This window comes from Allobosea sp. GW821-FHT03A12, from assembly GCF_058986765.1.
On record NZ_JBYSVZ010000003.1, the window covers coordinates 1,059,561 to 1,073,723 of the forward strand.

Consider the following 14,163-nt stretch of genomic DNA (forward strand, 5'->3'; position numbering starts at 1 on the left):
TTGCCGTTCCCAGATGCGATCTTTGCGCTTGCGCATGCGCCCCCCGAGAGGCTCCATGATGGCATGCACGAACTCGTCCGCTCCAATGACCTCGTCCTGCTCGGCGCCATCGAGGCGCTGCTGGCCTCGGCCAATCTCGATTGCCTGATCGCCGACCAGCACATCAGCTCGCTCGAAGGCATGATCGGCGCCTTTCCGCGCCGCCTGCTGGTGCGCGAGCAGGACAGCAGGCGCGCCCGTGCCTTGCTGGTCGAGGCGGGCTACGGAGATGAGTTGCGCCCCGCTCCCTCGCGATGACGGAAGCGTCCATGGCCGAGCGGTTTCCTGCTCTCGGCGAGATTGCCGAAGACCGCCTGTTCGGCGGGCGTTTGCGTCTGCTGCAGCCGGTGAAGGGCCATCGCGCCGGCTCGGATGCCGTGCTGCTGGCCTCGGCGATTCCGGAGCTGGGGGCAGGGCCGCTCTCCGATTTCGGCGCCGGCGTCGGCACGATCGGGCTCGCCGTTGCGCTGCGCCAGCCGGCGCTGGAGGTCGTCCTGGTCGAGCGCGATCCGGAGCTCGCGGCGCTCGCGGCCCGCAATGCCGGGCTCAACGGCCTGGACGGACGGGTGCGCGTCGCGGTCGGGACGATAGGCGAGCGTAATGCCGATCTCGCTCGCGAAGGGCTCGCGGCAGCATCCATGGCCTGGGTCGCGATGAACCCGCCCTTCTTCGAAGCCGGCGAGGTGCGCGCTTCGCCGGTCGCCAATCGGCGCGTGGCTCATGTCGCCGGGCAATCCCTGGGCGACTGGCTGAAAGCGGCCCGCCACGTGCTGAAGTCGGGCGGCGGCGTCAGCATCATCCACCGCGCCGAGGCGCTGGGCGTGATTCTCACGGGGCTGGAGACGGGGTTCGGCGCAGTCGAGATCCGCCCGGTCCACAGCCAGGCCGACCGGCCGGCGATCCGGGTGATCGTCTCGGCCCGCCTAGGCAGCAAAAAACCGGCAGCTTTGCTGCCGGCTGTTGTTCTCAACGGTGCGGATGGACGCTTCACCGCTTTCAGCGAAGCGCTCCATCGTGGCGAGGCCGTGCTCGCCTGAAGCTGCGCCTCAGCGGCAGATGCGGCGCTCGCGCACCACCCAGCCCCAGCCGTCCCAATAGCGCACGGGGCGGCTATAGCAGCGCGGGCCGTAATAACCGCCACCCCAGCCATAGCGCGGTCCACCATAGCCATAGCGCGGCCCGCCATAGCCGTAGCGGGGACGGCCATAGTAACCACCGCCGCCCCAGCCGGGATTGCTGTAGCGCGGGGCAAAGGGATGGCGGCTGCCGCTGCCGGGATAGCCGTAGCCGCCGCTCAGCGCCTGCGCGTCGGCCGGAGTCGCAGTGACTGCGCCCATGCCGAGGCCTGCCACGCCGAGCGCCGCAGCGGCCGAAAGTCCAAGAACGAGTTTGCGAAGCATGGTTACCTCCTTCGCTGATCTGCCCGGCCTGTGCCGGGGCAATCGGGCGTCATCGTGGCGCCAAGCTTGCGGTCGCGGGGCTGAACGGAGCGTGGCTGCGCCGTTCAGCCCATCTTCATCCGCCGTGGCTTGCCGTCAGCGGCAGACGCGTGTCGACCGGATCACCCAGCGGCGGCCGTTCCAGACGCGCTGGTCGACGATGCGGCAGCGCGAACCGTAATGCGGACGGCCACCGTAATGCGGGCGGCCATAGCCCGGCCGCGGACGGACATGCGAGCCACCGCCCCAACCGGGACGGCTGTAGCGTGGCGCGGATGGGTGGGTGCTGCCGCTGCCCGGGCGCCCATAGCCGCCGCTCAGCGCCTGGGCGTCGGCGGGAGCCGCGGTGATGGCGCTCATGCCGAGCGAGGCGACGCTGAGGACGGCGGCGGCCGAGAGGCCGAGGAAAAGCTTGCGGAGCATATCGTATCCTTCTTCATGAACGGGGCCGGCCTGTGGCGCGGCGATCGGGCGTCATTATGGCCGCCGGCTCGCCTCGGGGCCTGACGGAGCGTGCCGCCAGGCCCTTCGAGGGCAGTTGCCGTCAGCGGCAGACGCGCACCGGGCGGATCACCCAGCGCCAGCCGTTCCAGACGCGCCGATCGACGAAATAGCAGCGCGGACGATAGACCGGGCGGCCGTAATAGCGGCGCGGGCCGTAATAGGGCCGGCCGTAATACTGGACCTGCTCCATCTGGCCCGTGGTGGCCGGGACGCTGCCCGCCGCGATCGGCGTGGCATTGGCCGGGGCGACGGCGAGGCCGGTGAGGAGGGCGCCGGCACCGAACAGGGCGGCGGCGATACGGTTCGACAGCATTGTGTACTCCTGCTTGTCGCGTCGGCCCGGCTCAAGCGCTCGCCCCGAGCGCCGCGGACCGTTCGATGGTGCGACAATAGCCCGAGCTATATGAACGCGATGGTTGGCAAAGGGTTCATGCCTCATTCATGCCCGGCGGCTTGACCATGAGCGCCGCCAGCCCCTAATCACGCCGCACGTTTTTCGACAGTTTAAAAGGCTGATGCCCTTGGCCGCGTCCTCCGATCCCATGAACCCGACCCGCTCCTTCCAGGGATTGCTGCTGACCTTGCAGCGCTTCTGGGCCGAGCGCGGCTGCGTCATCCTCCAGCCCTACGACATGGAGGTCGGCGCCGGCACCTTCCACCCGGCGACGACGCTGCGCGCGCTCGGGCCCAAGCCCTGGAAGGCGGCCTATGTCCAGCCTTCGCGCCGGCCCAAGGACGGCCGCTATGGCGAGAACCCGAACCGGCTGCAGCATTACTACCAGTTCCAGGTGATCCTGAAGCCGTCGCCGCCGGACCTGCAGCAGCTCTATCTCGACTCGCTCAAGGCGATCGGCGTCGATCTTGCCCTGCACGATGTCCGCTTCGTCGAGGACGACTGGGAGAGCCCGACGCTCGGCGCCTGGGGCCTCGGCTGGGAGTGCTGGTGCGACGGCATGGAAGTCAGCCAGTTCACCTATTTCCAGCAGGTCGCCGGCGTCGAATGCGCCCCGGTCGCGGGCGAGCTGACCTATGGGCTTGAGCGCCTCGCCATGTACGTCCAGGGCGTCGAGAACGTCTACGACCTCAACTTCAACGGCCTCGAGGGCGAGGACCGCATCTCCTATGGCGACGTCTTCCTGCAGGCCGAGCAGGAATTCTCGCGGCACAACTTCGAATACGCCAACACCGAGACACTGTTCCGCCATTTCAGCGATGCCGAGGCCGAGTGCAAGGCGCTGCTCGCCGCCGGAGAGGCGGGTGAGGGCGCCAATTCCGCGCAGCACACACTTGCTCTGCCGGCCTATGACCAGTGCATCAAGGCAAGCCATGTCTTCAACCTGCTCGATGCGCGCGGCGTGATCTCGGTCACCGAGCGCCAGAGCTACATCCTGCGCGTGCGCGAGCTCGCCAAGGCCTGCGGCGCCGCCTGGCTGAAGACCGCCGGCGGGGGAGCGAACTGATGCCCGATCTTCTGCTCGAACTCTTCTCCGAGGAAATTCCCGCCCGCATGCAGCGCAAGGCTGCGGAGGACCTGAAGAAGCTCGTCACCGATGCGCTGGTCGAGCGTGGCCTGACTTATGAGGGCGCCAAGGCCTTCGCGACGCCGCGCCGCCTCGCGCTCACCATCGCCGGCCTGCCGGTGCGCGGCCGCGACGTTCGCGAGGAGCGCAAGGGCCCGCGTGTCGGCGCGCCCGAGGCTGCCGTGCAGGGCTTCCTAAAGGCTGCCGGGCTGACCTCGCTCGACCAGGCGACCATCGTCAGCGATCCCAAGAAGGGCGACTCTTACGTCGCCGTGATCGAGAAGCCCGGCCAGGAGACGGTCGCGGCGATCGCCGAGATCGTGCCGGCGGTGATCCGGTCTTTCCCCTGGCCGAAATCGATGCGCTGGGGCAAGGCCTCGGCGCAGGGCGGCTCGCTGCGCTGGGTTCGCCCGCTGCATTCGATCCTCTGCACCTTCGGCGCCGAGACCGAGGATCCGGAAGTCGTGCCCTTCGAGGTCGACGGCATCAAGTCCGGCAACGTCACCTATGGCCACCGCTTCCATGCGCCGGGGCCGATCACGGTCAAGCGCTTCGACGATTACGTGCCGAGCCTGGAGCGGGCCAAGGTCGTGCTCGACGCCGATCGCCGCAAGGAGATCATCCTGGCTGATGCGAAGAATCTCGCCTTCGCCGCGGGGCTGGAGCTGGTCGAGGACGAGGGTTTGCTGGAGGAGGTCGCCGGCCTCGTCGAATGGCCGGTCGTGCTGATGGGCGATTTCGAGGAGCGCTTCCTCGAGATTCCCGGCGAGGCGATCCGCGCCACCATCCGCGCCAACCAGAAATGCTTCGTGCTGCGCGATCCTGCGACGGGCGAGCTCGCCAATCGCTTCATCCCGGTCTCGAACCTGATGGCCAGCGACGGCGGCCTGGCGATCACCGCCGGCAATGGCCGCGTCGTCCGCGCACGGCTCTCCGATGCCGCCTATTTCTGGCAGACCGATCGCGGCCCGCTGCCCGATCTCGACACGCTGAAGGAGAGCGCCGAAAAGCTCGGGCTCGATCTCGCCAAGCCGCTCGACCAGCGCATGGCCAAGCTCGACAAGCTCGGCGTCGTCTTCCACGCCAAGCTCGGCACGCAGGGCGAGCGCGTCCAGCGCATCGCCGCGTTGGCGAAGGAACTGGCCCCGATCGTCGGAGCCGATCCGGCGCTCGCCGAGCGGGCCGCCAGGCTCGCCAAGGCTGACCTGCCGACCGAGATGGTCGGCGAATTCCCCGAATTGCAGGGCCTGATGGGCCGCAAATACGCCGAGCTGCAGGGCGAAAATGCGTCGGTCGCCGCCGCGATCGAGGAGCACTACAAGCCGCTCGGCCCGTCCGATCGCGTCCCGACCGATCCGGTCTCGGTCGCCGTCGCGCTCGCCGACAAGCTCGACACGCTGGTCGGTTTCTGGGCGATCGACGAGAAGCCGACCGGGAGCAAGGACCCCTATGCGCTGCGCCGCGCGGCGCTGGGGGTGATCCGGCTGGTGGTGGAGAATGGGGCGCGGCTGGAGCTATGGCGGACTTTCTTGCGCTGCCTAACCCCCTATACGAAGGCGGCCGTCCGCTCGGCCTCGCTAGGAGAGCGAACCCTCGCTGCCGAAATGGCTAGCAGAATTGGGTCAGAAGTTTTTGCTGATGCTTGGAATACATACGTCGCTGAGAAAGGGGAGGTCATTAGTGAAGAGGCGCAAGCCGTTGCGCTGTCTCTCTGCAATGATCTCCTCTCCTTCTTCCACGACCGCCTGAAGGTGATGCTGCGTGATCAGGGCGCGCGGCATGATCTGGTCGATGCGGTGCTGGGGGAGGGCGCGTCCGCCAATGACGACCTCCTGCTGATCACTCGCCGCGTCGCCGCTCTCGGCCGCTTCCTCGATACCGAGGACGGCAAGAACCTGCTCGCCGGCTATCGCCGCGCCGCCAATATCCTGAAAGCCGAGGAGAAGAAGGACGGCGAGGGCGCTTTCGCGGCTAAGGCCGATCTCCAGCTCATCGCCGATGCCGGGCTGATCGAGGAGAAGGCGCTCGCGGTCGCACTCGCTCAGGCGACGCCGAAGGCGGAAGCCGCAATCGCCGCCGAGGACTATGAGGGCGCCATGGCGGCGCTCGCAGAGTTGCGGCCGGCGGTCGATGCCTTCTTCGACAAGGTCACGGTCAACGATCCCGATCCGGCCCTGCGCGCCAATCGCCTCAAGCTGTTGAACCAGCTGCGCGAGGCGACCCGAGCCGTGGCGGATTTCTCGCGGATCGCTGGCTGAAGGACGCGGGGAACCCTCTCCTGTAAGGAGAGGGCAGGGCGAGGTGTGGGCGGCTAGACCAGGTCCGCGGGCGCTCACCGCGCAGTCAGGTTCGAGCTAACGTTTTCACTTCGAACACCTCACCCCTACCCCTCTCCTTCCAGGAGAGGGGATCCCCCGCTCCGCTCGTCGACGCACTGGCTAGTAAAGCCCTAGCCAGCTACCCTTCCGGAACTTTTTCCCACCGCTCTACGTTCTCTTGCCCGAGGCAGCTCGCTGCGAATGCGTCGCAGCTTGCGCCTCGGGGGGCCGGCTTTCGGCCGCGATAAGAGGATTTGAGCCATGAGCATTCTGATTTCGCTGTTGATCACGATCCTGGTGATCGCCCTCGTGCTTTATCTGGTGCGGATGCTGCCGGTGGACGGCAATATCAAGAACATCATCCAGATCATCGTCATCCTCATCGGCATCCTCTCGCTGCTGCGTTATCTCGCGGTCTTCTAGAGCCCGTTCCGATCAGCTTGCGCTGCAAACTGATCTGTAAAACGGTCTCTGAGCTAAGCATGCGAGACGGATTCACCGATCAGGTTGTTCAACCTGATCGGATCCGACTCGGCCCAAAGGGGCCGCCGTCATGCTCGCCCCGTGGCGAGCGTCCATGCGAACATCGCCCGCGACTGGCGAGCACATGGATGGTTGGGACAAGGCCCGGCCGTGGCGGTGGTGACGTCTTCAAGCGGCAATTGACGAAAATCCCGCGCTGATCCAGACTCCCATTGGTCCAGAGGGCCCCGGACGCGACCCGTCCCGGGGCCCTTTCCCGTTCGAGACCGAGCGATCGCCGCGATGACTTCGCAGAACCGCACCAGCCATATCCGCCTGACCTCGCATCCCGAGCCCGGCAGCGCCGCCGCCCGCTTCCCGATCCATTGGGGCGCCGGAACGCCGCAGGAGCGAGGACCGGTCATCGCCTCGACCACCAACCCGGCCGACCGCAACGTCATCGGCGCCCATGGCGGCTCCTATTCGGTCTATCGCGCGCTCGCGATTTCCGCCCGCGCCATGAACCCGGCGCAGCGGCCCGATCTGACCAACACCCATCCGACCTCCGACATCCTGCCGCAGCCGCAATGGTTCGACCCGGGCCGGATCGTCTCGCTCGATCCGTTCGGCCATCGCGTCGCCCAGGATTTCGGCAAATGGATCGGCGAGGGCATCGACATCCGCCCGACCATCGCGGTCACCAAGGCGCGCCTCAACCTGCCCGAGATCCTCGCCGCCATGGCCGGCCACCGGCTGGCCGCCGACGGCCATATCCTGCACGGGTCCGGCGACATCAGCGTCACCAAGATCGCGGTCGACCCGGTCTGGCACCTGCCGGGGATCGCCGACCGCTTCGGCACCAGCGAGAACGAGCTGCGCCGCACCTTGTTCGAGCAGACCGGCGGCATGTATCCCGAGCTGGTCACGCGGCCTGACCTCAAGGTCTTCCTGCCGCCGATCGGCTCGATCACCGCCTATGTCATCGGCGAGGTCTCGGCGATTTCGGACCCGAAGAAGACGCTTGCCTGCCGCGTCCATGACGAGTGCAACGGCTCCGACGTGTTCGGCTCCGACATCTGCACCTGCCGGCCCTATCTCGTGCATGGCATCGAGGAAGCCGTTAAGGAAGCGCAGGGAGGCGGCGTCGGCCTGATCGTCTACAACCGCAAGGAGGGCAGGGCGCTCGGCGAGGTCACCAAGTTCCTCGTCTACAACGCCCGCAAGCGCCAGGAGGGCGGCGATTCCGCCGCGACGTATTTCGAGCGTACCGAATGCGTCGCCGGTGTGCAGGACGCCCGCTTCCAGCAATTGATGCCGGACGTGCTGCACTGGCTCGGGGTGAAGAAGATCGACCGGCTGATGTCGATGTCGAACATGAAATACGACGCCATGGTCGAGAGCGGCATCGAGATCGGCGAGCGCGTCGCCATCCCGCCCGAACTGGTCCCGCCGGATGCCTCGGTCGAGATCGAGGCCAAGAAGGCGGCGGGCTACTACTCGCCGGACGGCGCGCCCGGCGACAACGCCCTCAAGGCCACTATCGGCCGCGACCTCGAGAAGTTCTGATCCGCCTATGCCTGACAACAATCCCGAAGCCGTCCGCCTGCTGCTCAAGCCGGCCGCCGTCCGCGAGCGCGCCCATGAGATGCTGCGACTCGGCCTCGAAGGCCGGCTCGCGCATTTCAGCGTCCATCCCGAGCGCCTGCCGGGCTGCGCCGCCTATGTGCTCGAGACGATCCGCCAGAACTATCCGGCGCTCGACATCCCCTTCCACGCCCGCTGGCGCCATTTCGTCATCGCCGGAATGGATCGCTGGACGGTGTTGGATGCCGGCGCCCAGTTTACTGATGTAAGGGTGAGGGGCCGCGCCGCCTACGACCTTGCGGTCGTCAGCGTCCTGCTCGATGCCGGCGCCGGTGCCGATTGGCGCTATCGCGACGCGGTCACCGGCCAGAGCATCGGCCGCTCGGAAGGACTGGCGCTCGCTTCGCTCGACATGTTCGCTGCCGGTGCCTTTTCTAGCGATCCGGCGCAGCCGCTGCGGGTCGACAGCGAGGCGCTCAGGCATCTCGACGCAGCGGCGCTGGCTGCAGGCTTCCAGGTCTCGGACGCCAATCCGCTGGTCGGCCTCGAAGGCCGCGCCGCCCTGCTCAACCGCCTCGGCGAGGAGTTGGAGAGGCACGGCCTGACACGGCCGGGCAACCTGTTCGACCGGCTGGTCGAGGCGGCCGAGGGCCGCTCGATCCGCGCCGCCTATATCCTCTCGCAGGTGCTGGAGGTGCTGGGCGGCATCTGGCCCTCGCGTTTGGCTTACGCCGGCATCGCGCTCGGCGACAGTTGGAAGCATCCGCTGATCGCGCCGGGCGAGGTGACCGCCGGCATCGTGCCCTTCCACAAGCTCTCGCAATGGCTGAGCTATTCGCTGATCGAGCCGCTGCAATGGGCCGGCATCCAGGTCGTCGACATCGACGATCTCACCGGCCTGCCGGAGTATCGCAATGGCGGGCTCCTCATCGATCTCGGCGTGCTCGAACTGAAGGAGCCGTCCGATGCCGTGCGCGGCCACGAGGTCGGTTCGCAGCTCGTGGTGGAGTGGCGGGCGCTGACGGTTGCACTGCTCGACAGGATCGGCGAATTGGTGCGCGCCGAGCTCGGCCTGAGCGCCGAGCAATTGCCGCTGGCCAAGGTGCTGGAGGGCGGCACCTGGGCCGCTGGCCGTCGCATCGCTCGCGAGAAACGCGAAGGCGGCGGTCCGCCCTTGACCATCGTCAGCGACGGCACGGTATTCTAGACAATAACGACAAGACCAAGGGGATCAGGATTGCATGGCCACGAGCGCTAACGGCGTCACCGTCGTCGACCACCCGCTGGTGCAGCACAAGCTGACGCTGATGCGCGAGAAGGACCGCTCGACCAAGAGCTTCCGCCAGCTGCTGAACGAGATCGGCATGCTGCTCTGCTACGAGGTCACCCGCGACCTGCCGACCGAGATGATCGAGATCGAGACGCCGCTGCAGAAGTCTATGCAGCCGGTGATCTCAGGCAAGAAGCTGGTCTTCGCGCCGATCCTGCGCGCCGGCGTCGGCTTCCTCGACGGCATGCTGGAGTTGGTGCCCGCCGCCCGCGTCGCCCATATCGGGCTCTATCGCGACCCGGAGACGCTGCAGGCGGTCGAGTACTATTTCAAGGCGCCCTCCGACATCGCCGACCGCATGATCGTGGTGATGGACCCGATGCTGGCGACGGCTAACTCGGCGGTGGCGGCCGTTGACCGGCTGAAGGAGCGTGGCGCCAAGGATCTGCGCTTCGTCTGCCTGCTCGCGGCGCCCGAGGGCATCGCGCGGATGCGCGATTCCCATCCGGATGTGCGGATCTGGACGGCGGCGATCGACGAGCGCCTCAACGATCACGGCTACATCGTCCCCGGCCTCGGCGACGCCGGCGACCGGATGTTCGGCACGCGCTGAGCATCTTCGCACGAAGCAGAGGCCGGTTCGCGTCAGGAAAATGCGATCGAACAAAGACTGAGAGCATTTCCGCGTTTCTCCGAAACGCGGAAATGCTCCAGCGTCATTCGATGATCTCGACCACGCGGTGGGTGCGTGGTTCGACGACGACGGCTTCGCCGTTCACGACCGTATAGCGATAGCCGGGCGCGCCATACGTCGTGGGCACGTTGTGATAGACGACGCCGCGTGCCGGGAGCACGACACCGACCTCGACCGGTTCGGCATAGCGATACGACCGCATGTGCTGCGCCATCACATAGTTCCGGAAGGCGGCATCGTCGTTGATCATCCCGGCAGCGTGAGCCCGCGGGGGTGCAGCCAAGGTGTCGAACGGCATCAAGTTCGTATCTCTGCCGACGAGGGCCGGGTCATGAGTGACCCCGCCGGTCGGGTCGCGGATGATGGGCCCCGTCTCTTGGGCGAAAACGGTTGCGGGAATGGCTGCAAGAGCGGCAGCAAACAGAATCCGCTTGATCATGATCGACCTCCGATATCTGCGTAGCCCCACAGCGAGAATGCGTGTCGCTTGCGGCAGTTCCGTGCTTCGGCAATCACAAAAACGCGAATGGCCCGCCCCGTTGCCGGGGCGGGCCTTGCGATCCGGGGATGGTCACTCAGGTCGTGATGACGCGAGCAGCCAGCGGACCTGCCTCGATCATTCAATGATCTGGACGATGCGGCGGGTCTGCGGCTCGACCAGCACGGCGCGGTTGTTCACCACCGTGTAGCGATAGCCGCTGGCGCGCTCGCCGAACTCGGCCGGCACCTCGCGATAGACCACGCCCTGCTGCGGCAGCACGGTGCCTACGGCGACCGGCTCGGCATAGGTGTAGGACGGCACGCGCTGCTCGACCACATAGGTTCGGAAGCGCGGGGCGTTGTCGCCGATCACCGCGCCGGTGAAGCCGCCGACCACGGCGCCGCCGACGCCGCCGACCACCGCGCCGACCGGGCCGCCGACCACGGCGCCACCGACGGCACCGGCGGTCGCGCCGCCGACGATGCCGCTGGCCGCGCCGCCCTGGGCGCCGTCAGGATTCTGGGCAAAGGCCGCCGCCGGAACGATGGCGAGGGCGGTGACGAGAGCAAGCTTCTTGAACATGTCCGTTTTCCTTCCAGAGTGGAAACCTCGGAGGGAGGAACGGGAAGCTACCGGGCTGGGTTCCGCCGTATCGGTCACAAGCTGTGAACGATCGTGACCAGCAGCTACGGATTCGGCTTTTTGAACAAGGCGTTGACGTCGATCACGATTTCGATCCCAGCGGCTCGAAAATCGCAGACTTGCGTGCGTTCCGGCATGCGTCCGGGGTTGTCGAACAGCTCGCTGACCGTCGCCTCCTCCGACAGGAACAGGAAATCGGCATGGCTTCCATGCTCGGGATAGGCGTCGATCGCGTGCCAGGTGCCGCGATGGAACAGCACGCCTTCGCCGTCGAGCCGGAAGGCGCACAGCGACTCGGGCACCGGCGGCGTGTCGGACGGTTCGGCGACGACGATGATGGCGGGCGGGCCACCGAGCGGCTGGCGCGCTTCGGTGACATGCAGATGCCGCTCGACCAGCGCGACGATGAAGGGGCGTGCATGGTAGCGCACGATCTGCAGCCGCGGCCGGCTTTCGGCGGCGAAAGGCTGGATCCAGATGTCGTAGCCTTCGCGGCCGGTATCGCGCGCTCCCGCGGGAGACAGGACGCGGCCATAGGGGGCAAAGGCTTCGGTGGAGATCGGGGAGACGGGCAGGGGGATGCGGCGCATCTGCGCATCGTAGAACGTCGCCGCCAAAAGAAAACGGCGGGCCGAAAGCCCGCCGTCCGCAAGTCCATGCGCGGTGCGCTTACTGCTTCGGCGCGGCGGCGAGCACCGGCGAGAGCTTGTCGGCATCGCGCTTGATGATGGCGGCGAAGCCGGCCGGGGTCCGCTCTTCCTTGGTCGGCATCACGGTGCCGAGATCGAGCAGGCGCTTCTTGACGCCCTCGTCGTTCAGCGCCTTGTCGAGCGCGTCGACCAGCTTGTCGACGACATCCTTCGGCAGGCCCTTCGGCGCCGCGATGCCGTTCCAGGCTTCGATCTGGTATTCGGGCAGCCCGGCTTCCTTGGTGGTGGGCACGTCTGGCAGGGCAGGGGAGCGCTCCGCCGAGGCGATAGCATAGGCCTTGATCGTGCCAGCCTTGATCTGCTCGGCGACGCTGACGATCTGGTCGCACATGAAGTCGACCTGGCCGGAGACGAGATCGTTCAGCGCCGGGCCGGTGCCGCGATAGGCGACCGAGTTCAGCTTCGGCACGCCGAGCTGACCCTTGAGCAGGGTGCAGGTCGTCCACGACACCGAGCCGACGCCGGCATGGGCCTCGTTCACCTTGTCGGTGTTGCCCTTCACATAGGTGACGAACTCCTTGAGGTCCTTCGGCGCGAAGGCCTTCTTGGCGACGATCAGGATCGGCGTGCCGCCGGCGAGGCCGATCGTCGTCATGCCGTTGATCGGGTCGTATTTCAGGCCGGGGTAGGTGGCCGGCGCCGCGGAGAAGGTGCCGAGGTGTCCCATCGCGATGGTGTAGCCGTCCGGCGCAGCCGACACCGCGCGAGCGATGCCGGTGGTGCCGCCGGCGCCAGCGACGTTCTCGACCACGATCTGCTGGCCGAGCGTCTTCGACATGTTCTCGCTGACGATGCGGGCGATGATGTCGGTCGGTCCGCCAGCGGCGAAGGGCACGATCATGGTGATCGGCCGCTCCGGATATTTTGACTGGGCCTGTGCCGGCAGCGTGAAGGCGAGCGCTGTGGCAAGACCGAATATGAGTTTCTTCATGATCAATCTCTCTCCCTTGAAATGATGTGGCGAGAATGCCGGCGCCGGGGCGCCAGGCAACCCCGTCATTCGGTGAAGACCTCGTCGCGCTTTTTCGACATCGACGGCAGCAGCGCGATGACGAGGATGGCGACGGCGACCAGCAGCAGACCGGCCGAGATCGGCCGCTCGATGAAGGTCATGAACGAGCCGCGCGAGATGATCAGCGCCTGCCGGAGCTTCTCCTCCATCAGCTTGCCGAGCACGAAGCCGAGCAGCATCGGGGCGGGTTCGAAGCCGAGCTTGATCAAGAGGTAGCCGAACAGGCCGAACAGTGCCGTGAAGGCGACGTCGACGGGCTGGTTGTTCACCGAGTAGATGCCGATCGAGCAGAAGATCAGGATCGCCGGGAACATCAGCCGGTAGGGCACCTGCAGCAGCTTCACCCAGACACCGACCAGCGGCAGGTTGATGATCAGCAGCATCAGGTTGCCGATCCACATCGAGGCGATCATGCCCCAGAACAGGTCGGGGTTCTTGGTCATGACCTGCGGGCCGGGGATGATGCCGTGGATCGTCATGGCGCCGACCATCAGCGCCATCACCGCATTCGGCGGGATGCCGAGGGTGAGCAGCGGGATGAAGGCGGTCTGCGCGCCGGCATTATTGGCCGATTCCGGTCCGGCGACGCCCTCGATCGCGCCCTTGCCGAAGCGCGAGGGATCCTTGGCGAGCTTCTTCTCGATCGTGTAGCTCGCGAAGGGCCCGAGCACCGCGCCGTTGCCGGGCAGGATGCCGAGGATGCCGCCGATGAAGGTGCCGCGCAGGCACGGCGCCGCCGACTGCTTGATGTCGTTCCAGTCCGGCAGCAGCTTGCCGATCTTCGACTTGACCACGTCGCGCGCTTCCGGGTTCTCCAGATTGCGCAGCACCTCGGCGAAGCCGAACACGCCCATCGCCAGCACGGCGAAGTCGATGCCGTCCGAGAGCGGCGGGAAGCCGAAGGTCATGCGCTCCTGGCCGGTCTCAAGGTCGGTGCCGATGGTCGAGAGCAGGAGGCCGAGCATGATCATGCAGAAGGCCTTGAGGATCGAGCCGCGCGCCAGCACGACCGCGAAGCACAGGCCCATCACCATCAGCGAGAAGTATTCGGCCGGGCCGAACAGCAGCGCGAGCCGGGTCAGCGGCGCACCGAGCGCGGCGATGATCACGGTCGCGACGCAGCCGGCGACGAAGGAGCCGATCGCGGCTGTGCCGAGCGCGACGCCGGCGCGGCCCTGCTTGGCCATCTGGTGGCCGTCGAGGGTCGTGACGACGGCGGTGGCCTCGCCGGGGATGTTGACCAGGATCGCGGTGGTCGAGCCGCCGTATTGCGCGCCGTAATAGATGCCGGCGAGCATGATCAGCGCGCCGACAGGGTCGAGCCCGAAGGTGATCGGCAGCAGCATGGCGATGGTGGCGACCGGGCCGACGCCGGGCAGCACGCCGATCAGCGTGCCGACCAGGCAGCCGACGAAGCAGAGCGCGATGTTCTTCAGCGTCAGCGCAACGCCGAAGCCGAGCGAGAGGTGTGCGAGCATCTCACTCATG

General features: G+C 67.0%; 16 protein-coding genes. 8 read left to right on the forward strand and 8 right to left on the reverse strand.

The genetic code is table 11. The features are described from left to right. The first annotated feature begins 63 nt into the window (after positions 1–63). Entirely contained in the window at positions 64–297 is a 234-nt protein-coding gene (locus tag AC3WLC_RS12525; RefSeq protein ID WP_493684238.1) for a putative signal transducing protein, read from the forward strand. A gap of 11 nt (positions 298–308) precedes the next feature. Beyond that, on the forward strand, positions 309–1,076 hold the full coding sequence (locus AC3WLC_RS12530; protein WP_493684239.1) for a tRNA1(Val) (adenine(37)-N6)-methyltransferase: 768 nt from the start codon (positions 309–311) through the stop codon (positions 1,074–1,076). Between the two features lie 9 nt (positions 1,077–1,085). Here AC3WLC_RS12530 and AC3WLC_RS12535 read toward each other — a convergent pair whose 3' ends face one another. The 3 genes from AC3WLC_RS12535 to AC3WLC_RS12545 form a co-directional block, all read right to left on the reverse strand. Then, complete coding sequence (locus AC3WLC_RS12535) at positions 1,086–1,439, reverse strand: hypothetical protein (RefSeq protein ID WP_346361292.1); 354 nt, start codon at positions 1,437–1,439, stop codon at positions 1,086–1,088. 135 nt (positions 1,440–1,574) lie between these two features. After that, positions 1,575–1,901: a hypothetical protein gene (locus AC3WLC_RS12540; RefSeq protein ID WP_493684240.1), complete on the reverse strand. Its 327-nt coding sequence runs from the start codon at positions 1,899–1,901 to the stop codon at positions 1,575–1,577. A 121-nt stretch (positions 1,902–2,022) separates the two neighbouring features. Then, a complete protein-coding gene (locus AC3WLC_RS12545) occupies positions 2,023–2,295 on the reverse strand; it encodes a hypothetical protein (protein WP_493684241.1) in 273 nt (90 codons plus the stop codon). Between the two features lie 202 nt (positions 2,296–2,497). Here AC3WLC_RS12545 and AC3WLC_RS12550 point away from each other — a divergent pair, with 202 nt between their 5' ends. The 6 genes from AC3WLC_RS12550 (at position 2,498) to upp (ending at position 9,749) form a co-directional block, all read left to right on the forward strand. After that, complete coding sequence (locus AC3WLC_RS12550; RefSeq protein WP_493684242.1) at positions 2,498–3,442, forward strand: glycine--tRNA ligase subunit alpha; 945 nt, start codon at positions 2,498–2,500, stop codon at positions 3,440–3,442. Continuing rightward, complete coding sequence (glyS, locus tag AC3WLC_RS12555) at positions 3,442–5,760, forward strand: glycine--tRNA ligase subunit beta (protein WP_493684243.1); 2,319 nt, start codon at positions 3,442–3,444, stop codon at positions 5,758–5,760. Before AC3WLC_RS12550 ends, glyS begins: the two co-directional genes overlap by 1 nt. 321 nt (positions 5,761–6,081) lie before the next feature. Continuing rightward, the gene (locus AC3WLC_RS12560; RefSeq protein WP_092155574.1) at positions 6,082–6,243 is read left to right on the forward strand and encodes a Thivi_2564 family membrane protein; all 162 of its coding nucleotides are present in this window, start codon (positions 6,082–6,084) and stop codon (positions 6,241–6,243) included. A 342-nt stretch (positions 6,244–6,585) separates the two neighbouring features. Beyond that, positions 6,586–7,848 (forward strand): GTP cyclohydrolase II, encoded by a 1,263-nt coding sequence (locus AC3WLC_RS12565; protein ID WP_493684244.1) that lies wholly within the window; start codon positions 6,586–6,588, stop codon positions 7,846–7,848. 7 nt (positions 7,849–7,855) lie between these two features. After that, the gene (locus AC3WLC_RS12570; protein ID WP_493684245.1) at positions 7,856–9,073 is read left to right on the forward strand and encodes a URC4/urg3 family protein; all 1,218 of its coding nucleotides are present in this window, start codon (positions 7,856–7,858) and stop codon (positions 9,071–9,073) included. 34 nt (positions 9,074–9,107) lie between these two features. Then, complete coding sequence (upp, locus tag AC3WLC_RS12575) at positions 9,108–9,749, forward strand: uracil phosphoribosyltransferase (protein WP_137881534.1); 642 nt, start codon at positions 9,108–9,110, stop codon at positions 9,747–9,749. Between the two features lie 103 nt (positions 9,750–9,852). On the opposite strand, the gene AC3WLC_RS12580 is transcribed toward upp, so the two are convergent. The 5 genes from AC3WLC_RS12580 to AC3WLC_RS12600 form a co-directional block, all read right to left on the reverse strand. Then, positions 9,853–10,269 (reverse strand): DUF1236 domain-containing protein, encoded by a 417-nt coding sequence (locus AC3WLC_RS12580; protein WP_493684246.1) that lies wholly within the window; start codon positions 10,267–10,269, stop codon positions 9,853–9,855. 177 nt (positions 10,270–10,446) lie between these two features. Continuing rightward, complete coding sequence (locus tag AC3WLC_RS12585; RefSeq protein ID WP_346361298.1) at positions 10,447–10,893, reverse strand: DUF1236 domain-containing protein; 447 nt, start codon at positions 10,891–10,893, stop codon at positions 10,447–10,449. Positions 10,894–10,997: 104 nt separating this feature from the next. Continuing rightward, the gene (locus AC3WLC_RS12590; RefSeq protein ID WP_493684247.1) at positions 10,998–11,543 is read right to left on the reverse strand and encodes an ureidoglycolate lyase; all 546 of its coding nucleotides are present in this window, start codon (positions 11,541–11,543) and stop codon (positions 10,998–11,000) included. 79 nt (positions 11,544–11,622) lie between these two features. Next, on the reverse strand, positions 11,623–12,594 hold the full coding sequence (locus AC3WLC_RS12595; protein ID WP_493684248.1) for a tripartite tricarboxylate transporter substrate-binding protein: 972 nt from the start codon (positions 12,592–12,594) through the stop codon (positions 11,623–11,625). 65 nt (positions 12,595–12,659) lie between these two features. Then, a complete protein-coding gene (locus AC3WLC_RS12600) occupies positions 12,660–14,162 on the reverse strand; it encodes a tripartite tricarboxylate transporter permease (RefSeq protein ID WP_493684249.1) in 1,503 nt (500 codons plus the stop codon). Position 14,163: the final 1 nt, after the last annotated feature.